Origin of the sequence: Hymenobacter ginkgonis (genome assembly GCF_009755225.1) — a bacterium.
Taxonomy (GTDB): Bacteria; Bacteroidota; Bacteroidia; order Cytophagales; family Hymenobacteraceae; genus Hymenobacter; species Hymenobacter ginkgonis.
Genome location: NZ_WQKZ01000002.1, coordinates 326,158 through 348,021, shown reverse-complemented (window position 1 = coordinate 348,021; position 21,864 = coordinate 326,158). Strand labels below are relative to the sequence as shown.

The window sequence follows — 21,864 nt, the reverse complement described above, 5'->3', positions numbered from 1 at the left end:
CTGACGCCAGGGGTCCTAACCCAACGATGCGAGCGAGATGCTTCGCTACGCTCTGCATGACCAGCGTATGGGGTCAGACCCGAGGCTACTGCGCGGCCACGGCCGCCGTGTCCAGCAATTGCGTTTTGATTTGAATCTTCTGGCCGTCGTGCAGCTCGGGGGCGCCTTCGTACACCACGCGCTCGCCGGGCTTAAGGCCTTCCTTCACCACGTAGAAATCGCCTAAGCGCGTCTGCGGGATGAAGTTGCGGGTGTGCACCGTGCCCTGCTGGTCCACCACGTACACGTAGTTTTTGTCTTGAATCTCAAACACCGCCTTCTGGGGGAGCAGTAGGGCGCTGGGTAGCGCACTGGTAAGGCGCACCTTGCCCGAGGCGCCGTGCTTGAGCAGGCGCTGCGGGTTGGCAAAGCGCGCCTTGAGAGCGATGGAGCCGGTGTTGGGGTTGAACTCGCTTTCGGCCGTTTCGATGTGACCCGTCAGCGGGTACTGCTCGCCGTTGGCCAGGGTGAGGCGCACCGAATCGGGGTGCTGCTCGGGGTGCTGTTGCCGGGCCTTGGTGTAGTCCATGTAGTTGCCCTCGGCCACGTCGAAGTAGGCAAACACGGCGCTCAAATCCGACACCGTCGTGAGCAGGGTGCCTTCTTCCACCACGCTCCCCACCTTAAGCGGAATGCGGTCGATAACCCCATCAAATGGCGAGCGCACCAGCGTGTAGCTCAGGCTAAGCCGGGCCGCAGCCTCGCCAGCGCGGGCAGCTGCTACCTGAGCATCGGCATCGTTGACCTTGCTGGTCGATAGGGCTAGCTCAGACTTGGCAATAATGTTTTTATCGACCAGCAGCCGCACCCGGTCGCGCTCCACGCGAGCGGCAGCAGCTTGGGCCTGGGCGCTGGCGACGGCGGCGCGGGCCTGGGCCAACTTGTTTTGGTACGCGCTGGCATTCAGGCGAAACAGCGGTTGGCCTTTCTTCACGGGCTTGCCCTCTTCCACGTAAATATGCTCCAGGAAGCCTGCCACCTGGGCCCGAACTTCCACGTTGCGCGCGGCTTGCACGTCCACCACGTAGTCGCGGTGCAGCGCCTGGCTGGAGGTTTTCAGCGTCACGACCGGCACCACGGGCGGGGCTTCGGCGGTGTCTTTTTCAGCCTTGGCCGAGCAAGCTCCCAGCCCGACAGCCAGCAGGCCAGCTAGCGTAGCCAGCAGAGTGGGGCGAAGAAAAGCAGTGTTTATGGAAGGGTTCACGGAACGGAAGGGGTAGTAAAAACAGGGGCTGCCAGCTACTGCGTGGCGGTGGCACTCGCCGCATTTTGGGCACGCAACGCCATCAGCAAGCTGTCTTGCTGCTGGTGCGAAGCCTGGCAGTGCGCCAGCAGGCGCTGCGTCAGGCGCAGGTCGGTTTCGGTTTCTTGCTGCTCGCTATAGTCCAGCGGCTCGGGCCGGCTATACAGCAGAAACCCATTGAGAACCAGCGACAACGTAAGCGCCCCGGCCAGCAGCACCAGCAAGAAATTAACGGGACGGGATTCAGCGCGCCTCAAGGTTTCAGAACGTGAAAGTACACCCGCAAAGCACCCCTGCCGACATTAAAACGGTATGAGAACCGTATTAGAAAACATGAAATCCGGATGAAAAAAGCATCCGGCCAGCCCGTCGATTATACCGGCGAGGCCGGCAACCACACCGTGGCCGTGGTGCCCTCGCCCACCACCGAAGTCAGCTCGAGGCGGCCACCGTGGCGCTGCACAATGCGCTGCGTGAGGGGGAGGCCTAGGCCGTAGCCGGGGCGGCCCACCGCGCCCGCCGCCCGGTACAGCGGCTCGTAGATGTGGCTTAGCTCGTCGGGGCTGAGGCCGGGGCCGGCGTCGGTGATGCGCACGCGCAAGGTGGCGGGGCCGGCGTAGGCTAGCTCGGCCAGCACTGGCCCCGCCGAGTACTTGCCGGCGTTATCCAGTAAGTTCAGCAGAGCCGTAGTGAGCAGCTCCGCGTTGCCGGGCACCATAAATACGTCGGCCTCCGCCTCGGCGGGAAGCTCGCCAAATGCCAGGCGGAGCTCGCGGCCGCGGTACTTGGCGCGGGCAAAGGCCAGCGCCTGGTTCAGGCACTCATCAAGCCTCACGGGGCCGAAGGCGGGTAGGGCGCCGTCTACTTTGGCCAGCGCCAACAAGCTGTTAGTAAGCGCGCTCAAATGCCGGCTGGCGTCGAGCGCGTGGCTGATGCTTTGGCGCGCCGCGGGCAACGAATCGTCGTAAGCCAGGGCTGTTTCGAGGGTGCCGGTAAGGCTGGTAAGGGGCGTGCGTAGCTCGTGCGAGGCATGGCCCAGAAAGCTTTTTTGCGCCTCAAAGGCTTGCTCTAGCCCAGCCAGCATGGTGTTGAACGCGTGGGCCAGCTGGGCCAGCTCGTCGCGCCCGTTGCCCTCCGAAAGTCGCCGGCCCAAGTTAGTGGCCGAGATGCGCCCCGCCTGCCGGCTAATGCGCGCCACCGGCGCCAGCGCCGCCCCCGCAAAATACCAGCCCGCCAAGATGGTGAGCGCCAGCGCGCCCACGTTGCCCAGCACCAGCAGCAGCCCCAGCTGCCGCAGCCGCGACCAGCCCACCCGGTCTTCGGCCGACACAAAAATGCGGTAGTAGTCTACCCCCTGCGCGTGGGGGTGGGGTAGGGCCAGCCCCACCGATTCGCGCGGCCCCACGGCCGGGTAAGTAGCCAGTTGGCCGGGTTGCAAGCTGGCTAGGCGGGCCCGGTTGGCGGCTTGGTCAATGTTGTCGGTGCTGCTGTAGCGCAGCGTGTTGTCGGGCCCGTAAATGCTTATCTGCTCGCCGGTTAGGGTAATGAGGTCGTTGCGGCGCAGGCTACCTAGGGTGCCGGTTTCGAGCTTGTGGCTGCGTACCAGCAGGCGGCCCGCCAGTGTGGCGCTGGTGGCCAGCCGGTGCTCGAAGCGCTGCGCTCGCGTGTTGGCGTTGAAGTAGTAAATAAATGCTGAAAAGCTGACCTGGATGCCCAGCACCAGCAGCGTAAAGCGCAGCATCAGCTTGTTGCGAATCAGCATGTTATCTACTAAGAATGAAATTCAGAACGTCCTGCTGCGCCATTATTCAAGCTAGGTACGTCGCCTTATTGCACCCGCATGACGTAGCCCATGCCTACTACGGTGTGAATGAGCTTGGGCGTAAAGTCACGGTCCAGCTTCTTGCGCAAGTAGCTTACGTACACATCGATAACGTTGGTAGTGGTGTCAAAATCCAGCTCCCACACGCGCTCGGCAATGTCTACGCGCGACACGATGCGGCCACGGTTTAGCAGCAGGTGTTCGAGCAGCGAGTACTCGCGGGTAGTAAGGTCGATGCGCTGGCCGGCGCGGGTCACGATTTTCGAGTCGAGGTTCAATTCTAGATCGGCCATGCGCAGCACCTGGGGGGCGCCGCCGTCGGCGTAGCGCTTGGTGAGGGCTCGGGCGCGCAGCAGCAACTCTTTGAAAGCGAAGGGCTTCACTAGGTAATCGTCGGCCCCGGCCTCGAAACCCGCTTCTTTATCGGCCAGGCTATCGAGGGCCGTGAGCAGCAAAATGGGCACCTGGTGGCCACCCGCTCGAATGCGCTGGCACAGTTCCACCCCATTTAGATAGGGCAGGTTCACGTCGAGGATAACCAAGTCGTAGGGCTGCTGCTCGTAGAGCGACCAGCCCGTGCGCCCGTCGTAGGCGATGGTGAGCTCATAGCCTTCATGCTCGAAACCCTTTTTGATAAACGAGGCCACCTGGGGTTCGTCTTCGACCAGCAGTATTTTCATGGGTGCAGCGTACGTCCTACCCCCTATACGGTGGGGTAGCAAACAAGAACAGGCAGCCCAGCGCTCCGCGCCAAGCTGCCTGCCAGTAACTTGTTAGTTAATTACTTAGAGCTACAGTTGGGGCACCACCTGGCCGCTTTGCTCGCGGCAGTACGTGATGAAGTCGGAGTTAACGGGTTCTAGGCCAGCTTCGCGCATTTTGGTGGCTACCTGGCCGCGGTGGTAGCTGGCGTGCACCACGCAGTGGGTCAAGATGTCGCTCACCTGCGAGTCGAAGGCGTCGCCCTGCGAGTTGCTGTACTGAATGTGGCGGTTCAGCTCGGTATCGTCGGCGTTGGCGCACAGCTCGGCGAAGCGCTGCGAAGTTTGCTCGTGCCAGTGGTGCAGGCCGGCAAGGTCATGCTCCTGCCACACCTTGAGGGGGCTGGCCGTGCCGCTGAGGCGGGCAATCCAGATGGCCTGGGCATTAATGACGTGGCTGAAAATGCGCAGCGCGGGCTGGGGAGCCTCTTTGCCCGCAGCCACCGACGAGTCGAGGCGGCGCAGCAAAGTTTCATTGGCCCACACATTGAAAGCGCCGAGCTTAGCGATGGTATTAATCATGGGAAGTAGTCAAGTTGGGGGTTAAAAATGCAAAAGAACGTCAGGCAGCATAAGCGGACGCTCGATGGGCCTGACGTTCTTTTAAGGGATTGCACTCGGCTCAGCGCGGGTCTTGCCACACCAGCTGCTCGTTGGTGCGGCGCTTGTTGAAGTTGGCGCACTGGCCATCGCCTTTGCCAGTGATGCCGCCTTCGGGGTGGCAGAGGATGTTGCCCTTCAGGTCATACACCGTCGATTGCTGGTCGCAGCACGGTGCCGATTCATAATACACCGTTTGGTCGTTGTATTGGTAGCGCATGATGCGGATAATAGGGTTGCGCTTGCGCGTGGCTAAGATGCCCTGGATGTGCTGCCGCAGCCACAGCGGGCGGGCGGTACTGTCGAGGCGCATGTCGCGGGCGGGCACCGCATCCACGGTGTTAGTGCTGGTGGGGGCGGGGGTATCGGGCTGGCTCACAAAGCCTTCCGAGGGCTGGGTAGTGGGCGTGTTCACCACCACATCTTGCTGGCAAGCACTTAGCAGCAAGGCCAGCGCGGTAAAAGGAATAAACAAACGACGCATAGCGGAGGGGGTAGGCGGGCACTAATAAAAAGTGCTTAACCTTACGCCAATTGCCCTCAAATAGTTAACGCGGCAGTAGCGCCCAGATTTTAGGGCCAAATACCAGCCCACCCACGGCCAGGGCGCCCAGCGCCGCCAGCAGCACGGCCGCCGCGGCCACGTCCTTGGCCTTGCCCGCCAGGGGGTGGTAGCCGGGCGAGGCCAAGTTGGTGAGTGTTTCGATAGCCGTGTTGAAGAGTTCGGCCGCCCACACACTGGCCACTGCCAGGCTCACCAAAGCCCACTCTACCAAGCTCAGGCCGAAGTAGAAGCCCGCCCCCAGCACCACTGCCGTGGCTACCGCGTGCAGCTGCAAGTGCAGCTCGGAGCGTAGCGCCATCCCTACCCCCCGAAAGGCGTGCCCGAAGCTGGCCGCCCGGCGGCGCAGCAAGCTGCGCTGGCTGGCGCTAGGCGGCGCGTAGGGGGGTAGGGGGCCGTTAGCCTCGGGCATCATACTCCTTGAAAACGGACTGTTGCAGGGCGTCCCACTCGGGCCGGATAATGCTGAAAATGACCGTATCGCGCCGGTAGCCGCCCTGCGTGAGGCGGTGGCGGCGCAACGTGCCCTCTTCGGTGGCGCCCATGCGCCGCATGGCCTGCTGCGACTTCAGGTTGCGGCTGTCGGTTTCGAGCTCTACCCGCTCGTACTGCAAAGTTTCGAACGCGTAGCTCAGCAGCAGGTGCTTGGCCGCCCGGTTTAGGCCGGTGCGCTGAAACGCGGTGCCCAGCCAAGTGTAGCCGATGCTCAGGCGCTGGTCTTCGGGCACAATACTGTAGTAGCTGGTGCTACCTACCAGCTTGCCAGTGGCCCGCTCCACAATGGCGAAGGGGTAGCGTTTGCCGGCCTGGCGCTCGTGCATGGCGGCGGCCAAGTAGGCGGCCAGGCTCACTGCATCGTCGGCCCGCGTGATGGTAAACTGCCAGATGGCGGGGTCAAAAGCCACGGCCTTCAGCGGCTCAAAATCGGTGGTTTCGAGGGGCCGCAAGCGCACGAGGCTATTTTGCAACACGAGGTGCTGGTTGAAATCGAAACTCACGGGTGCAAGGGCAAAGTGAAGGGTAAGGCGAAGATAAAAGGGAATACCTGCGGCGGGCCTCAGCGGGCCGGCGCCGCCAGGCAATGCGCAGCCACGTACCGCCGGTAGTCGGCATAAGCCGGCTCCTGCACCAGCGCTTTGAGCGCCCGCACGTGCGGGTCGGCCAGGTCATGAGCCTGGCTACGCAGCAGCATAAACCGCAGGCCGGTTTGCAGCGGGGCGCAGTCGCCGGCCGCCGCCAGTTCGCGGGTTTTCACCAGCGAATAATCGAACGCGGCCCGCTCGCTCGCCTCGGGCGTGCGGCTGGGCGCCGGCACCGTGCGGTAATAGTGCAGGTGGCCAATTTCGTGGTACAGCACCACCACCAGGCGGTTATCATCAAAACCAGGCTGCGCCGTTTGCAAGTAGCGCAAGTCGAGGCGCACGGCGCCGTTGGCGAAGGCCATGGCCGGCGTAGCCAGGGGTAGGGCAGAGCGCACCACCACAAACCGTCTTAGCAGCGTGTCTTGTTGCTGTGCCAAGCGCAAAGCGCGGTAAAACTTAGGAAACTGCCGGGCGGCCGTGGCCAGTGCCGCGCGCGCCGTAGCCGAATCGACGGGGGTAGCCTGCGCCAATTGGGCGCGGCTCGCCAGCGGAGCCGTGCCCAGCAATCCGAGTAGCCAAAAATGCTTGATACGCATGGGTAAACCTTAAACGAGCCTGGCCGCTAAACAGTAGCGCGAACGTTGCCGGCCGCGTCCTCACCCAAATGGGCTGTGCGAGGACGCGGCCGATAACGTCCGCGCTAGTAGTTGGCTGCCGAAGGCTATTTCAGCTCGCCCACCATGTCTTCCGGCTTCAGCCACTCGTCAAACTCCTCGGCCGTGACGTAGCCGAGCTGAATAGCGGTTTCCTTCAGCGTCGACTGGTTTTTGTGGGCGGTTTGGGCAATCTCGGCTGCTTTGTAGTAGCCAATGTGCGGGTTGAGCGCCGTCACCAGCATCAGCGACGAGTTTACGTGCTTCTGAATGTTAGGCAAAATAGGCTCAATCCCCACCGCGCACTTGTCGGTAAACGACGTGCAGGCGTCGCCAATCAGCCGGGCCGAGTGCAGGAAATTGTATATCATCACCGGCTTGAACACGTTCAACTCGAAGTGGCCCATCGAGCCGCCAATGGTGATGGCTACGTCGTTGCCCATCACCTGGGCAGCCACCATCGTCAGGGCTTCGCACTGCGTGGGGTTCACCTTGCCCGGCATAATGCTGCTACCCGGCTCATTATCCGGGATGTGGATTTCGCCGATGCCCGCGCGGGGGCCGCTGCTCAGCATCCGGATATCGTTGGCGATTTTCATCAGGCTCACGGCCACTGTTTTGAGCGCGCCGTGCGCTTCCACAATGGCGTCGTGCGCGGCCAGGGCCTCAAACTTGTTGTCGGCCGTGATGAAGGGTAGGCCCGTCAGCTCGGCAATGTGCTGGGCCACGTTCTCGGAGTAGCCGGGGGGCGTGTTGATGCCAGTGCCCACGGCGGTGCCGCCCAGCGCCAGCTCGCTCAGGTGGGCCAGCGTGTTGTTAATGGCGCGCAGGCCGTGGTCGAGCTGCGACACGTAACCCGAAAACTCCTGGCCCAGGGTGAGGGGGGTAGCATCCATGAAGTGGGTGCGCCCGATTTTCACCACGTTTTTAAACGCTTCCGACTTGGCCTTCAGCGCATCGCGCAGCTTGGTGATACCCGGGATAGTGGTTTCGACCAAGATTTTGTAGGCCGCAATGTGCATGGCCGTCGGGAAGGTGTCGTTGCTCGACTGCGACTTGTTCACGTCGTCGTTCGGGGCCAAAAACTTCTTCTCATCGCTCAGCAAGCCGCCGTGCAGCACGTGGCCGCGGTAGGCGATTACCTCGTTCATGTTCATGTTCGACTGCGTGCCCGAGCCGGTTTGCCACACCACCAGCGGAAACTGGTCGGCGAGCTTGCCCTCCAAAATCTCGTCGGCTACGCGGCCAATCAGCTCGGCTTTTTCGGCGTCGAGCACGCCCGCGTCGCGGTTGGTAAGGGCGGCCGCCTTCTTGAGGTAGGCAAATGCGCGGATGATTTCCTTGGGCATCTTATTGATGTCCTGCGCAATCGGAAAGTTCTCGATGCTGCGCTGCGTTTGAGCGCCCCAATAGGCGTCGGCGGGCACTTGCACCTGGCCCATGGTATCTTTTTCGGTGCGGAACTGGCTCATAGCCTCGTTGGCTGAAGTGAAAACGGGTGAGAAAATGCGGATAGTAACGGCGGCAAAAGTACACCGCCCGGCCGGTGCGCGCCGGGGCCAGGCAGCCATTGGCCGGCGTAGCCCGTACACCTAGCCAATCCACTTTGTTTTTTCCCTATGAACCAGCCCACGCCTACCCCCGACCCCCACACCGAGCCGCCCGTACCTGTACAAGGCGACGGCGTGCCCGATTATAGCCACCTCGAAATCCACACCGAATCGGACTTGCCTACCCCCGACAAAGCCGGCGGCAGCGCTACCGAGCCTGAAAGCGGCGGCGGCTACAGCGGGTAATTGCTAGCTAATTGCGCAAAAAGCGCCGGGCTGCTTCGTGTTAGGAGCGGCCCGGCGCTTTTGCGTAGGCGGTAGCCCCACAACTCGTTGGTACACGCACACTAAGCCGTGCTATCTTGCGCGGCACTATTGCCGGGTTTTGCTGGATGCAGCCGGGTCGCGGTGCTTTTCTTTCGTGAAATAAGCCAGTCTATGAAGAAACGCTACCCCGTCCTCCTAGCCGCTGCCCTGCTCGCCCAAGCCGCAGCCCCCGCCCAAACCGCCCCCACCGAACCCAAGCCACTGTTGGGCTTCACAACGGCTACGGCAGCCACTGAATATCAGCACGAAAGTGCGTTCGACGCCCAACTTAAGGCCGACAACCTGCGCCAGTGGATGAAGCGCCTCGCCGCCCACCCGCACCACGTGGGCTCGCCTTACGACAAAGCCAATGCCGAATTCATGGCCGGGCTGTTTAAGTCGTGGGGCTATGATACGCGCATTGACGTGTCGTACGTGCTGTTTCCGACGCCCAAGCTGCGGGTACTGGAGCTGGTGGCGCCTACCCCCTTCACGGCCAGCCTCGCCGAAAAGCCAGTGGCCGAAGACGCTACCTCGGGCCAAACCAGCGAGCAGCTACCCACCTACAATTGCTTTTCGAAAGACGGCGACGTGACAGCCGAGCTGGTGTTTGTGAACTACGGCATCCCCAAGGATTATGAAGAGCTGGAGCGCCGCGGCATCGATGTGAAAGGTAAAATTGTGATTGCCAAGTACGGTGGCTCGTGGCGCGGCATCAAGCCCAAAGTAGCCGCCGAAAAAGGCGCCATTGGCTGCCTCATCTACTCCGACCCCAAAGATGACGGCTACGCCCAGGGCGACGTGTACCCCAAAGGCCCGTTCAAACCCGAAACGGGCGCCCAGCGCGGCTCGGTGCTCGACATGCCCACCTACCCCGGCGACCCGCTCACGCCCGGCTATGGCTCCACCAAAAACGCCAAGCGCCTCGACTACCGCCAGGCGCCCACGCTGACGCAAATCCCCGTGCTGCCCATCTCCTACGGCGATGCCCTACCCCTGCTTTCGGCGCTAGCCGGGCCCATGGCACCCGAGCCCTGGCGCGGGGCGCTGCCCATCTCGTACCACCTCGGGCCGGGGCCAGCTAAGGTGCATTTGCAGCTGGCTTTCAACTGGAATACCGAGCCGGTCTACAACGTCATTGCTACACTCAAAGGCCGCCAGCTGCCCGACGAATGGATACTGCGCGGCAACCACCACGACGGCTGGGTGAACGGCGCCAGCGACCCGCTTAGCGGCATGGTGGCCGAGCTGGAAGAAGCCCGCGCCATCGGCGAGCTGGTGAAAACCGGCTGGCGCCCCAAGCGCACGATTATATTTTGCGCCTGGGACGGCGAGGAGCCCGGCCTGCTGGGCTCAACCGAGTGGGCCGAAACCAATGCTAAGGACCTTCAAAAGCACGTGGTGGCGTACTTAAATACCGACAACAGCGACCGCGGTTTTGTGCGCGTAGCGGGCTCGCACACGCTCGAAAAGTTCTTTAACGAGGTGGGGCGTGATGTGCTCGACCCTGAAACGCACATTTCCATCCTCGAACGGCGCCGCGCTTTCGACTTGGTAAATGGCACGGCCGAGGTGCAAAAAGACGCCCGCGAGCGCCCCGACCTGCGCATTGCGGCCCTGGGCGCCGGCTCCGACTACTCGCCCTACATCCAGCACCTGGGCATTCCGTCGATGAACGTGGGCTTTGGCGGCGAGGGCGAAGGCGGCGAGTACCACTCGATTTATGATTCGTTTGATGACTTCGTGCGTTTCAAGGACCCCACGTTTGCCTACGGGGTAGCGCTGGCCCAAACAATGGGCCGCTGCGCCCTGCGCCTGGCTGATGCCGACGTGCTGCCCTTTGAGTTTCAAAACCTTTCGAACACCGTGGGCAAATACGGCACCGAGGTCAAGAAGCTGACCGATGATATGCGCACCGAAACTGAGCGCCAAACCAAGCTGCTGGCCGAAAAGCGCTACGAAGCCGCGTCGAACCCCGACCACCCCCTGCTACCCCCTAAAGCCCAGGACGCGGTGCCGCGCCTCGATTTTGCGCCGCTCGACCAGGCCCTGCTCAAGCTCGAGCAAAGCGCCCAAGCCTATGCCCAGGCCCGCAAGGCCAACGCTACCCCCCTCGCCGCCAGCCGCCAAAAGGCGCTCGACCAGCTGCTCTACCAGGCTGAGCAACAGCTGTTGAGCGCTGAGGGCTTGCCCCGCCGGCCCTGGTACCGGCACCAGCTCTACGCGCCGGGCTTCTACACCGGCTACGGCGTCAAAACCATGCCCGGCATCCGCGAGGCGATAGAAGAGCGCAAGTGGCCCGAAGCTACCGAGCAGATTAAGCGCACCGCCGCGGCCCTGGAGCGGCTAGCGGGCCAAGTGAACCGAGCCGCCGCCGTGGCTGGGCCGGCCGCGTTGTGAGGCTGCAAAACCGGCCGGCCTTACTTAATAGGCTCGCACTAATCGAGTAGTAAAGTCTCTCAACAACAAAGTATTATGAAGAAAACTAGCCTTGTTTTACTGGGTTGCTGGGCAGCCCAGGCAGCCAGCGCCCAGCAGGGCCCCGAGCCGGTGAAGGTTACGGATATGTTGAAAATTCAACAGGTCGGCAACATCACCCTGACGCGTGATGGGCGCAAGGCGGCCTTCAGCGTGTTGAGCGTGGAGCCCGACGAGAAGAACAAAGCCGATTACAAAAACGTGAGCCAAATCTACCAGCTTGGCACGGAGGCTGGAGCGAGCCCGCGGCAACTCACCTCGGCCAAGGAAGGCGCCAGCCAGCCGGCCTGGAGCCCCGACGGGCGGCAACTAGCCTTCGTGCGGACTGTGGAGGAGAAGCCGCAGGTATTTGTGCTAGCCGCCGACGGTGGCGAGGCCCGCCAGCTGACGCGCTTCAAGTTTGGCGCCACCGGCCCCAAGTGGTCGCCAGATGGCCGGCAGGTGCTATTTGCGGCCGCCATTCCGCTGCGCGAGCTGCTGCGCGACTCGGTGCTGAACGCCACGCAAGCCCTACCCCAGTGGTCGTTCGAGAAGCCCGGTTTTAGCAAGAATAGCCTGCTCGGCAGCGCCAAGCCCAATGCCAATGGCAGCTTGGCCGAAATACGCGCCTACCTCGACAAAGACGAGGTGGATAAGAAAGCCAAGGTGCTTGATAACCTCAATTTTCAGGATGAAAAAGAGGTGTCTACGGAGCAGAGCTTTACGCAGCTTTTCCTGCTTAGCGCCACCGACCCCGCGGCCAAGCCGGTAGCCGTTACCCGCGGGTTCTATCGCTTCGCGCAGGCCGATTTCACGCCCGACGGCCAGCACTTGCTGCTGCTCGCCGCCATCGACTCGCTGCGCCACCCCGACCGGGCGCTGGAAAATGGCATCTACCTGGCCGACCGCGATGGCCGCCACCCGCGCCGCCTGCTGGGGCAGGATAGCACCGTGTACTCGACCCCAAAGGTGTCAAACTCGGGCAAGTGGCTGGCCTTTCAGCAGTCGCCCACGTGGCGCGTGGCCGTGCCCACGCTGGCCATCATGCCGCTGAGCGGCAGCGCTAAAGACATCATTACCATTCCTTTCGACCGCAGCAAAGGTAGCCTGGCCTGGAGCAGCGACGACAAGTACCTGTACTTCACGGCGCAGGCCAATGGCGGCGTGCCGCTCTACCGCGTCAACATCAGCACCCGTAAGGTCGAAAAGCTTTCGGCCGCTGATACCGGTATTTTGAGTTTCGACGTGGCCCGCGATAAGGTGGTGTACGCCCAAACCGGCGTCCTCAATCCCTCCGATTTGTACGTGGCCGATGCTGGGCTGCGCAAGGTGCAGCGCGCCGGCACCTTCAACGACTGGGTGAAAACCCGCCGGCTGTCCTTGCCCGAAAAGCACAGCTTTGTGAACGACAAAGGCCTCACGGTGGAGTACTGGGTGATGAAGCCCACCGCCTACCAGGCCGGACAGAAGTACCCGGTGGTGCTCGATATTCACGGTGGCCCCACGGCTATGTGGGGGCCGGGCGAGGCCAGCATGTGGCACGAGTTTCAGTATTTCGCTAGCCAGGGCTACGGCGTGGTGTACAGCAACCCGCGTGGTTCGGGCGGCTACGGCCAGCAGTTCTTGCGGGCCAACATCCAGGATTGGGGCACCGGCCCGAGCCGTGACGTGCTCACGGCCCTCGACAAAACGGTGGCCGAAGGCTGGGCCGACCCCCAGAAGCTCACCGTCACGGGCGGCTCCTACGCGGGCTACCTCGTGGCCTGGATTATTAGCCACGACCACCGCTTTCAGGCGGCCTGCTCGCAGCGGGGCGTGTATGACCTGGCCACGTTTTTTGGCGAGGGCAACGCCTGGCACCTCGTGCCCGACTACTTTGGTGGCTACCCCTGGCAGCCGGCGGTGCGCAGCGTGCTCACCCGCGAGTCGCCGATTACCTACGTCGAAAATATCACTACCCCCTACATCATCTTCCACGGCGAAAACGACCGCCGCACCGGCTTTGTGCAGGGCGAAATGATGTACCGCAGCCTCAAAGTGCTGGGCCGCCCCGTGGAGTACGTGCGCCACCCCGGCGGCACCCACGAGCTGACCCGCTCGGGCGACAACCGCCAGCGCATCGACCAAATGCTGCGCACCTACGAGTTTTTTGAGCGCTATATCCACACCAAGGGGGTCGCCGCGCAGTAGCGTTTTTAGTCAGAATTTGGCATGAAGAACGTCCTGCTGAGCTTGCCGAAGCATCTTGCTTGCGCCAATTGAGTCACTAGCTCAACAACGCAAGCAAGATGCTTCGGCAAGCTCAGCAGGACGTTCTGTTTGATTTAAATTATATTCTCTGCCCCATGAAAAAATGTTTTCCTACCCGTCTGCTGTCACTCGCGCTGCTTGGTGGCGCGCTGCTGGCTGGTTGCAGCCAGTCGCAAACCCCCGCTACTACCGACGCCACGGCGCCTAGCACCACTATGCCGGCCAATTACTTCCCCGCGCCCGAAACCGGCGTGAAAACAGGCGGCGTGCAGGTTATTCCCATCACTACCCCCAAGGGGAAATTCAACGTCTGGACCAAGCGCTTCGGCAACAACCCCAAGATTAAAGTGCTGTTGCTCAATGGTGGGCCGGGGGCCACGCACGAGTATTTCGAGTGCATGGAGAGCTTCCTGCCGCAGGAGGGGGTAGAGTTTATTTACTACGACCAGCTCGGCTGCGGCAACTCCGACAACCCTAAAGACACGGCCATGTGGAGCCTGCCGCGCTACGTGGAAGAAGTAGAACAAGTGCGCCAGGCCTTGAAGCTGGACAAGAATAACTTCTACCTGCTGGGTCACTCCTGGGGTGGCATCCTGGCGGCCGAGTACGCCTTTAAGTACCAGCAACACCTCAAAGGTCTCATCATTAGTAACATGATGATGAGCTGCCCCGCCTACGGCAAGTACGCCGACGAGGTGCTGGCCAAGCAGATGAAGCCCGAGGTGCTAGCCGAAATCCGGGCCATTGAGGCCAAAAAAGACTTCAGCAACCCGCGCTACATGGGCCTGCTCGAGCCCAATTTTTACGCCGAGCACCTGTGCCGCATCGTGCCCAACCCAGAGCCCGTGACTCGCGCCATGAGCAAGATTAACCAGTCGCTTTACGTGACGATGCAGGGCCCCAGCGAGTTCGGTATTTCGGGCAAGCTCACCACCTGGGACCGCACCAAAGACCTGCCCCAACTCACGGTGCCTGTGCTAAGCATTGGGGGCAAATACGACACCATGGACCCCGCCCACATGGCCTGGATTGCCACCCAGGTTAAGAATGGCAACTCGCTCATCTGCCCCAACGGCAGCCACATGAGCATGTACGACGACCAGCAAACCTATATGAAAGGCTTCCTCACCTTCCTTAAATCGGTAGACGATGGCTCGTTCAAACCCGGTACGAAGCTTTGAATGGGTAATAGTTAATTGATTAGTGGTCAGTGGTTAATAAAGTGCTCATTAACCATTGACCACTAATCAATTAACCATTTAAAATGGTACGGCTATTTCCACGGCCTGCGCTGCGCGCCGCCCACCACTGACGCCTGGTACCCAGGCTGGCCCGTCGCACACGAGGCGCTGGGCTTCGGCATCGTAGTCGTCGCGTAGGCCGCGCAATACGTTGATTTTTTGAATCTTGCCATCGGGGCCGATGGTTAGCTGGAGCCGCACCGTGCCCGACAAGGGGCGGTCGGGCGCTTCGGGCACAAACTCGGCGGCTGCGCGCCGCAGCTTGTCGCGTAGGGCCGTGTAGCCACCCACGGGGGCCGGTGCCAGCGCAGGCATGGCCGGCATAGCACCGGCACGTACCCGCGCAGCCTCGGGAGCGATAGCCAGCTTGGCTGCAGTTGCTACGGCGGCTTTGCTAGCCAGCCCCGCCGTATCGGGGGGGGTAAGGGCGGCCGTAGTAGCCGCAGGCGCATCGGCAGCAACGGGGGAGGGTGTACCCGCGGCCAGCGGGGCAGCCGCGGTAGCGGGGGCAGCGTGAGGCTGGCTACTGCCCGCACGCCGGTGCTGGTGCCCAGTTCGGGCCATCGGCCGTGCAGCCGGCATGGGGGGCTGCGGGGGCAAGGGGGGGGTAGGGGCCGCGGCAGAAGCTGCCGGGGCAGCCGACGGTGCCGCCAACGAAGCTGGCGGCGCTGGCCTCACCTCTGCCACGGGTGCGGGGCCAACTGTGGCGGGGTGCCGCTGCTGCCACGTCCACCAGCCACCGGCTACCAGGCCCAAAATCAGCGTGGCGGCGGCCGCCAGCTGGGGTGCCAGCCAGCGGTGTGGCTGCTTACTGGTGGCTTGCCGGGCCGGGGCGGCTTGCTGCTGCACGCGCTTGCGCAGGCGCTGTTGCAACTGAGCCAGGGCTTGGTCGGTGGTCGCGGCGGGTGTTTGGAGCAAGCCTTCGAGCGCGTCGGCGCAGCGCGAGCAGGCCAGAGTGTGGGCCTCTACCCGGTGCTGGGCGGCGGGCGCCAGTGTACCCGCCGCATACTGGCGCAGCAGCGCCACCGGCAGGTGCGGGCCGGCCGGGGCAGTAGCATTCAGTAGGGGGTTGGCGGGCAGCATGTTGTAGGTTGTAGAATATGAATTGAAAAGTACTGGTTTGGGAGGCGGAGCCAGGGTATTCGTTAAGATGAAATACACAACGGTAGGCGAGTACCTAGCGGGGGTAGGGGCCAGCAACCTACTACGTGTTCATTCCTCGCTTTTCATTCGCAACTCTTTACTCAGCGTTCGCTTAAGCATGCGGCGGCCGTTTTGCAGGTGGCTTTTAACTAGGTTGAGGGCCAGGCCAGTGGCAGCTACAATTTCCTGATACGATTTTTCTTCCAAGTAAAATAATTCGAGGCAGCGGCGCTGCTCAGGGGGTAGCTGGCTGAGGGCCAACTCCAGGGCTTGCAAGTCGGCTTCGTGCTGGCGGGCTTCGTCGGCTTCGGCGCCGGCATCGGGCAGATGCCGGGCGGCAGCGTTTTCCACATCGGCAGCGTCGGGCAGCAGCAGCAGCGGGCCGCCGCTGGCGGTGCCGCGCTGGCGGGCGCGCAGCTCCATGAGGCAATAGTTGCGGGCAGTGGCATAGAGCCAAGCCGAAAAATTGTCGGGCACGTGGGTGCGCAGCTTCATGACTAGCTGCTCAAACAGCTGCATAGTCGCGTCCTGGGCATCCTCATCGGGCGGGGCCAGGTAGCGGCGGCACACCGCAAACACATCGGGCAGGTGCCGCTCGTAGAGCACGCCGAGGTCGGCTACGTCGCCGCCCTGGCGGTAGCGGGCCAGCACTTCCTGGTCGGAGAGGGCGGCAGCAGAAACGACGGGAACGCGGCGGCGAAACAACACGGCCACAAAATACGCCCGCCCGGCGCTAGCGCCCACAAAAAAAGCCCGCGCCAGGGGGCGCGGGCTTTCAAGCAGGCGGGGAAGAGTTACTTCTTAACGGCTTCTTTCAGGTTGGCTTTCGTTTCGGCGGCCGACTTCGAGGCGGCGTCGCCTACGGCATCCATGCGGCGGCCAGCGGCATCCATTTTGGCGTCCATCTTAGCACCGGCTTCGTTGGCGTTGGCCTTGGCGCGGTCGGCAGCGGCATCCATTTTGTCGCCAGCAGCGTCCATTTTGGCGTCGATTTTGTTGCCAGCGGCATCCATTTTAGCGCCCATCTTGTCGCCGGCGGCGTCCATCTTGGCATCCATTTTCGCACCTACCGAATCCGCGTTCGGGGTGGTTACCTCGGTCGTAGTCGTGGTGGTGCCGTCGGCATTGGTGGTTTTCGACGTGTCGGTCGAGCAAGCGGTGAAGCTAAGAGCAATGGCGGCAGCGCACAGCGTTTGCAGAGAGAATTTCATGGCAGGAGAAAAGTAGAAACGGTGAGATTGTGTACCTTAATTGTGCACCAGCCCAAAAGGTAACCTTAGGAGCAAGGCCGCTAACTAACTTTTTTGCAGCGAGCTAAGTATAGCCAGCTAACTTACCCTACCCCCCGTCATGGATTCTACCGCCGCCACCCCCCACACCCCCCCTACCCCCGAGATTCAGCTGAACATCAGCGACGAGCAAAACACGGCTTTACTGACCGATACGCTCAACCTGCTGGGCCAGGGCCTTCCCAACGCCGATGGCGCCACCGGCTTGCGCGAGCTAGAGCGCTGGGAGTCGGTACTAGCTGCCAGCGACCGCCCGGGCCTCGCCAAAATAAAGCAGGAAATCAAGCTCTTGCGCGAGATGCTGGGCTCGTCCGAAACCCAGGCCCACGAAGTGGCCGAAGTGCTGGCTAGCCTCGGCGCCGAAGCTGCCAAAGTGGGCGAAGAGTCGGCCAATGGTTACTCCGATTCGTTGCACAACCTAAGCCGGACGCTCATCAAGGCCGGCAACCTGCTTTCGCGCTAGCCGGTGCCTACCCCCTTGCTGGGCTTCATCGGCTAAAGAGAGGGTAGCGATTTTTTGGAATACAAAGCCCAGGTAGGGGCGGGCTAATAGCAATCATAACAGGTTGCTACCAGCCCGCCCTTACCTGGGCTTTTTGTGCGCCTAAGTGTCGCGGTATTAAGGTAGGGCGTTGATATTAAATTACTGATTATAAACGTATTATTCAATAAGTTCATTAAAAATTCATTAAAATGACAACCAACTATCCGACTGAAAGTTAAACGACCACGGAAACGCCTAGTAGCAGCCCAAGCTCTCGCAGAGCGCGCCTCCCACCCGCTGCCCAGCTGCACGCGCCGCGCCGATGTACGCCCGCTGCTCTTCCACTAACTAGCCAGGTGTACTGCCCTGGCCTGGATTGCTAACGGTTTGCTGTCCTGTTAATTATTGTTTGTTTATGAGTGCACATGTTGCTGGTAGCCTACCCCCCCCCACGCCTTGGCAGCGCCTTACGCGCTTGCTTGATACCGAGCGTAGTACCATTCGCTACATCGTTTTTTACGCCATCCTCACGGGCCTTATCAGCATGTCGCTGCCGCTGGGCACCCAGGCGGTTTTCAACCTCGTTTCGACGGGGGCAGTGTTTGGCTCTACCTACCTGCTAGTGGCGGTAGTGGTGGGCGGGGTGCTGCTGGGCGGCATTTTGCTGGTGGGCCAGATGACGCTCGTCGAGGCCATTGAGCAGCGCATTTTTGCCAAGGCGGCCATCGAGTACGCCTACCGGTTGCCGCGCATCAAGGCCGAGGCCCTGCACGACCAGAACCCGGCGGAGTTGGTGAACCGCTTTTTTGATGTGCTGACTATCCAGAAGGGCCTGACGAAGCTGCTGGTAGACGTCATGTTTGCGGTGCTGCAAATCTTGATGGGCGTTATTATTCTGGCTTTTTACCACCCCATTTTTATCGGGTTTGGCTTGTTTACCATCGTGGCGCTGGGGCTTTTATACATGCTCAACTACCGGCAGGCGCTGCACACGAGCATCGAAGAATCGGCGTATAAATACGAGTTGGTGGCCTGGCTCGAAAACGTGGCTGGCCGCCTCGACGAGGTGCGCGGCAACCCCAACGAGCAGCACCAAGCCCTGACCCGCACCGACGAGCTGACCTCGGAGTACTTGCACGCCCGCAACGCCCACTTTCGGGTACTAAAACTGTACTACGGCTACGCGGTGGCGCTGCGCACCATCCTCACGGCGGGTCTGCTGATAGCGGGTACGCTCTTCGTGGTGTCGCGCCAGATGACGCTGGGCCAGTTTGTGGCTGCCGAGGTGATTATTGTGCTCATTAGCAGCTCAATTGAGAAGCTGATGACGAGCATCAACACCATTTTTGACGTGCTAACGGGCGTAGAAAAAGTAGCCGCTTTGACCGACCTGCCCCTCGACCAGCACCAGAATTCTCTGCAAAATGCTTAACCTTTCTAACCAAAACGTCGCCGAGGAGGTGTGGGAACGGGTGCCCCGGCAGTCGCGCCCCGAGCTGCTGCGCACCTACGCCAGCCGCAAGTTGGGCCGCATCCTGGCGGTGATTGGCCTCGCGTTCCTCGTTATTCTGTTCTTGCCCTGGCGCCAGACGATTTACGGCACCGGCACGCTCACGGCCCTTACCCCCCAAGACCGGCCCCAGACGGTGCAAAACCAGATTGCGGGCCGCATCGAGCACTGGAATGTGCGCGAGGGCCAGCTGGTGCACCGCGGCGATACGCTGCTGACCATCTCCGAAATCAAAGACGAATACTTCGACCCTAACCTGCCCGAGCGCCTGCGCGAGCAGCTGGCCGCCAAGCGCGGCAACGTGGCCGCCAACGTAGCCAAGATAGCCGCCACCGACCAGCAGCTCACCGCCCTGCGCACCACGCTGGAAGTGCAATTGGAGTCGGCCCGCAATAAGGTAGAGCAGGCGCAAAATTACCTCAACAGCGACCGGGCCGACCTAGTGGCAGTCAGTAACTTCTACGAAACGGCCAAAGCCCGCTTAGCCCGCTACGAGGAAGGCTACAAAAACGGCCTTTTTTCGCTTACCGACATTGAAACCCGGCGCCTCAAACTCCAGGAAGACCTTGCTAAAGTAACCTCGCAGCGCAACAAAGTAGCCAGCAGCATCCAGAGCCTGGCCAACGCGCGCATCGAGCTCGCCAACCTGCGCGCCAAGTACAGCCAGGACCTGGCCAAAACAATGTCGGACCGCAGCTCGGCCGTGTCGAGCCGGGCCAGTTCGGAGGGCGAAGTTTCCTCGCTGCGCAACAAAATCAGCAACGTGGCCATGCGCCGTAGCCTATACGTGGTGCGCGCGCCCCAAACCGGCTACATCGTGCGCGCCCTCAAGGCGGGCATCGGCGAGACTATCAAGGAAGGCGAGTCCATTGCCACGCTCCAGCCCGAGGCGCCGCTGCTGGCCGCCGAAATGTACGTGCGGGCCATGGACGTGCCGCTCATTCAGCGGGGGCGCACGGTGCGCATTCAGTTCGATGGCTGGCCGGCCATTCAGTTTTCGGGCTGGCCCTCGGCGGCCGTGGGCACGTTTGGCGGCTTCGTAACCGTGATTGACGTGGTGAGCAGCGTGGGCGGCAAGTACCGCCTGCTGGTGCGCCCTACCCAGCCGCAGCCCGGCGACCAGCCCTGGCCTAAGCAGCTGCGCCTGGGCTCGGGCGTGCAGGGCTGGGTAATCCTCGACTCGGTGCCCGTGTGGTACGAAATCTGGCGGCAGCTCAACGGCTTCCCGCCCTCACTCAGCACCGAACCCGGCGACGCCCCCGTGAAGGAAGACAAGGAGAAAGCCAAGTAGCCTATGTATTCGTTCGCGTTTAGTTTTAGAAGCCTACCCCCCTCCGTGCGGGGTAGGGCGCGGGGCTGGCTGCTGGTGCTGGCCTTGCTGGCTGGCTTCGGGCACTCAGCCCTGGCCCAGACCCCGCAGCTGCCGGCCCGCAAGTCGGGGCTGGAGCGCGCGCCGCTCCAAACCGAGCAGCTGGCCGAGGTGCAGCCCGCCGATACGGCCAAGGTGTTTTCGCTGCAAGATTTGGCCGACCTGGTATTTGCCAATCACCCGATTGTGAAGCAGGCCGCCCTGCTCAGCGACGAGGCGCGCAGCCAAGTGCTGCAAGCCCGCGGCGGTTTCGACCCCAAGCTGGGCTCCGATTTTCACCGCAAGCAGTTTGGCGGCACCGACTACTATAATAATTGGGGCAACGAGCTAAAGGTGCCCCTGTGGCCCGGTGGCATCGACCTTAAGGCCAGCTACGACCGCGCCGTGGGCACCTACGTCAACCCCGAATCTCACACGCCCTCCAGGGGTTTGGCGGGGGTAGGGCTGTCGATTCCTATCGGCCAGGGCCTGCTCATTGATGCGCGGCGCAGCACGTTGCGCCAAGCCCAAATTATGCAGGCCGCCGCCGAGGCCGACCGCGTAAAGCAAATAAACGAGGTGTGGCTGCAAGCGGCCAAGGACTACTGGAACTGGTACTACACCTTTCAGCAAAGCCAGCTTATCCGGGAGGGCATTGCGCTTGCCAACCGGCGCTTTCAGGCCACCGCCCGCCGTGCCCAAATTGGCGACCAAGCACCCGTCGACTCGGTGGAAGCCCAGATAACGGTGCAGGACCGCCAAGTGCAGGCCGAGCAGCTGCAAGTAGACTTGCAAAACGCGCGCCTCGTACTTTCTAACCACCTCTGGAACAAGAACAACCAGCCCGTGGAATTGCCCACCTACGCCGCTCCGCAGCTGCCCGTGCGCGACACCGTGCGCCGGGCCGAGCTGCTGCGCCTCACCGAGCTAGCCGCCGCCAGCCACCCCACGCTGCTGAAGCTGGGGGCCAAAAGCCGCCAGCTTGGCGTGGAGGAGCGCTACCGCCGCGAGCTGCTTAAGCCCAAGCTCAACGTGAGCGGCACGCTCATCAGCCAGGGCGATTTTTACCGCAGCGAAGTGCCAGGGTACTACGATTTTGGCTGGAATAACCACAAGGTGGGCGTCGATTTTGCCTTCCCACTTTTCCTGCGGGCCGAGCGTGGCAAGCTCCAGTACACGCGCATTCAGCTCAAGGAAAACGCCCTGGAGCAGCAGCAAAGCCAGCGCACCATCGTCACGCAGGTGAATACGGTGTATAATACCCTCAAGGCCTACGAGCGCCAGCTCGTGCTGCAAGCTCAAACCATTGCGAACCAGCGCATTCTATTGCGCTCTGAGCTGCAAAAATTCGAGTTGGGCGAAAGCACCATCTTCCTCATCAACGCCCGCGAAACCAAGCTCATCGACCTCCGCATCAAGCAAGAAAGCCTGCGCGCCAGCTACGAAAAATCGCGCGCCGAGCTTTATTACTATGCCGGCAGCCGCTCGGTGGGCCCGCCGCCTACCCTGCCTTAAGCCGCCGGG

21 protein-coding genes are annotated in these 21,864 nt (G+C 61.9%); 8 read left to right on the top strand and 13 right to left on the bottom strand.

Annotation, left to right across the window (positions count from 1 at the left end; translation table 11 throughout):
* Positions 1 to 85: 85 nt before the first annotated feature.
* The 10 genes from GO988_RS07275 to fumC form a co-directional block, all read right to left on the bottom strand.
* Positions 86 to 1,243, bottom strand: coding sequence for an efflux RND transporter periplasmic adaptor subunit (locus GO988_RS07275; protein ID WP_317164813.1), 1,158 nt, complete (start codon positions 1,241 to 1,243; stop codon positions 86 to 88).
* Between the two features lie 35 nt (positions 1,244 to 1,278).
* Positions 1,279 to 1,539 (bottom strand): hypothetical protein, encoded by a 261-nt coding sequence (locus tag GO988_RS07270; RefSeq protein ID WP_157563680.1) that lies wholly within the window; start codon positions 1,537 to 1,539, stop codon positions 1,279 to 1,281.
* Between the two features lie 116 nt (positions 1,540 to 1,655).
* Positions 1,656 to 3,044 carry a sensor histidine kinase gene (locus GO988_RS07265; protein WP_157563678.1) on the bottom strand — a complete coding sequence of 463 codons (1,389 nt, stop codon included), beginning with the start codon at positions 3,042 to 3,044 and terminating at the stop codon, positions 1,656 to 1,658.
* 65 nt (positions 3,045 to 3,109) lie between these two features.
* Positions 3,110 to 3,784 (bottom strand): response regulator transcription factor, encoded by a 675-nt coding sequence (locus tag GO988_RS07260; RefSeq protein ID WP_157563675.1) that lies wholly within the window; start codon positions 3,782 to 3,784, stop codon positions 3,110 to 3,112.
* Positions 3,785 to 3,895: 111 nt separating this feature from the next.
* A complete protein-coding gene (locus GO988_RS07255) occupies positions 3,896 to 4,387 on the bottom strand; it encodes a DinB family protein (protein WP_157563672.1) in 492 nt (163 codons plus the stop codon).
* Positions 4,388 to 4,487: 100 nt separating this feature from the next.
* On the bottom strand, positions 4,488 to 4,949 hold the full coding sequence (locus tag GO988_RS24100; RefSeq protein WP_232341437.1) for a DUF6970 domain-containing protein: 462 nt from the start codon (positions 4,947 to 4,949) through the stop codon (positions 4,488 to 4,490).
* Between the two features lie 64 nt (positions 4,950 to 5,013).
* Positions 5,014 to 5,442, bottom strand: coding sequence for a diacylglycerol kinase family protein (locus tag GO988_RS07245; RefSeq protein ID WP_232341436.1), 429 nt, complete (start codon positions 5,440 to 5,442; stop codon positions 5,014 to 5,016).
* Positions 5,426 to 6,025, bottom strand: coding sequence for a GNAT family N-acetyltransferase (locus tag GO988_RS07240; protein ID WP_317164812.1), 600 nt, complete (start codon positions 6,023 to 6,025; stop codon positions 5,426 to 5,428). Before GO988_RS07240 ends, GO988_RS07245 begins: the two co-directional genes overlap by 17 nt.
* Positions 6,026 to 6,084: 59 nt before the next feature.
* Positions 6,085 to 6,705 carry a hypothetical protein gene (locus tag GO988_RS07235; protein WP_157563670.1) on the bottom strand — a complete coding sequence of 207 codons (621 nt, stop codon included), beginning with the start codon at positions 6,703 to 6,705 and terminating at the stop codon, positions 6,085 to 6,087.
* A gap of 125 nt (positions 6,706 to 6,830) precedes the next feature.
* Positions 6,831 to 8,234: a class II fumarate hydratase gene (gene fumC, locus GO988_RS07230; RefSeq protein ID WP_157565365.1), complete on the bottom strand. Its 1,404-nt coding sequence runs from the start codon at positions 8,232 to 8,234 to the stop codon at positions 6,831 to 6,833.
* 147 nt (positions 8,235 to 8,381) lie between these two features.
* Between fumC and GO988_RS07225 the strand changes: the two genes are divergently transcribed.
* The 4 genes from GO988_RS07225 (at position 8,382) to GO988_RS07210 (ending at position 14,506) form a co-directional block, all read left to right on the top strand.
* Complete coding sequence (locus GO988_RS07225; protein WP_157563668.1) at positions 8,382 to 8,558, top strand: hypothetical protein; 177 nt, start codon at positions 8,382 to 8,384, stop codon at positions 8,556 to 8,558.
* Positions 8,559 to 8,750: 192 nt separating this feature from the next.
* A complete protein-coding gene (locus tag GO988_RS07220; protein WP_157563666.1) occupies positions 8,751 to 11,018 on the top strand; it encodes a M28 family metallopeptidase in 2,268 nt (755 codons plus the stop codon).
* Positions 11,019 to 11,093: 75 nt separating this feature from the next.
* Positions 11,094 to 13,265, top strand: a complete 2,172-nt coding sequence (locus GO988_RS07215) for a S9 family peptidase (RefSeq protein ID WP_157563663.1) — start codon at positions 11,094 to 11,096, stop codon at positions 13,263 to 13,265.
* A 155-nt stretch (positions 13,266 to 13,420) separates the two neighbouring features.
* On the top strand, positions 13,421 to 14,506 hold the full coding sequence (locus GO988_RS07210) for a proline iminopeptidase-family hydrolase (RefSeq protein WP_157563659.1): 1,086 nt from the start codon (positions 13,421 to 13,423) through the stop codon (positions 14,504 to 14,506).
* A 78-nt stretch (positions 14,507 to 14,584) separates the two neighbouring features.
* On the opposite strand, the gene GO988_RS07205 is transcribed toward GO988_RS07210, so the two are convergent.
* From GO988_RS07205 to GO988_RS07195, 3 genes are all read right to left on the bottom strand, one after another.
* Positions 14,585 to 15,649, bottom strand: coding sequence for an energy transducer TonB (locus GO988_RS07205; protein WP_157563656.1), 1,065 nt, complete (start codon positions 15,647 to 15,649; stop codon positions 14,585 to 14,587).
* 129 nt (positions 15,650 to 15,778) lie between these two features.
* A complete protein-coding gene (locus GO988_RS07200) occupies positions 15,779 to 16,453 on the bottom strand; it encodes an RNA polymerase sigma factor (protein ID WP_198172564.1) in 675 nt (224 codons plus the stop codon).
* Positions 16,454 to 16,503: 50 nt separating this feature from the next.
* Complete coding sequence (locus GO988_RS07195; RefSeq protein ID WP_157563650.1) at positions 16,504 to 16,920, bottom strand: hypothetical protein; 417 nt, start codon at positions 16,918 to 16,920, stop codon at positions 16,504 to 16,506.
* A 139-nt stretch (positions 16,921 to 17,059) separates the two neighbouring features.
* Here GO988_RS07195 and GO988_RS07190 point away from each other — a divergent pair, with 139 nt between their 5' ends.
* The 4 genes from GO988_RS07190 (at position 17,060) to GO988_RS07175 (ending at position 21,855) form a co-directional block, all read left to right on the top strand.
* On the top strand, positions 17,060 to 17,461 hold the full coding sequence (locus tag GO988_RS07190; RefSeq protein ID WP_157563648.1) for a hypothetical protein: 402 nt from the start codon (positions 17,060 to 17,062) through the stop codon (positions 17,459 to 17,461).
* 436 nt (positions 17,462 to 17,897) lie between these two features.
* A complete protein-coding gene (locus GO988_RS07185) occupies positions 17,898 to 18,914 on the top strand; it encodes an ABC transporter transmembrane domain-containing protein (RefSeq protein WP_157563645.1) in 1,017 nt (338 codons plus the stop codon).
* Complete coding sequence (locus GO988_RS07180; protein ID WP_157563643.1) at positions 18,907 to 20,283, top strand: HlyD family secretion protein; 1,377 nt, start codon at positions 18,907 to 18,909, stop codon at positions 20,281 to 20,283. The genes GO988_RS07185 and GO988_RS07180 overlap by 8 nt, the downstream gene beginning before the upstream one ends.
* 3 nt (positions 20,284 to 20,286) lie before the next feature.
* A complete protein-coding gene (locus GO988_RS07175) occupies positions 20,287 to 21,855 on the top strand; it encodes a TolC family protein (protein ID WP_157563640.1) in 1,569 nt (522 codons plus the stop codon).
* Positions 21,856 to 21,864: the final 9 nt, after the last annotated feature.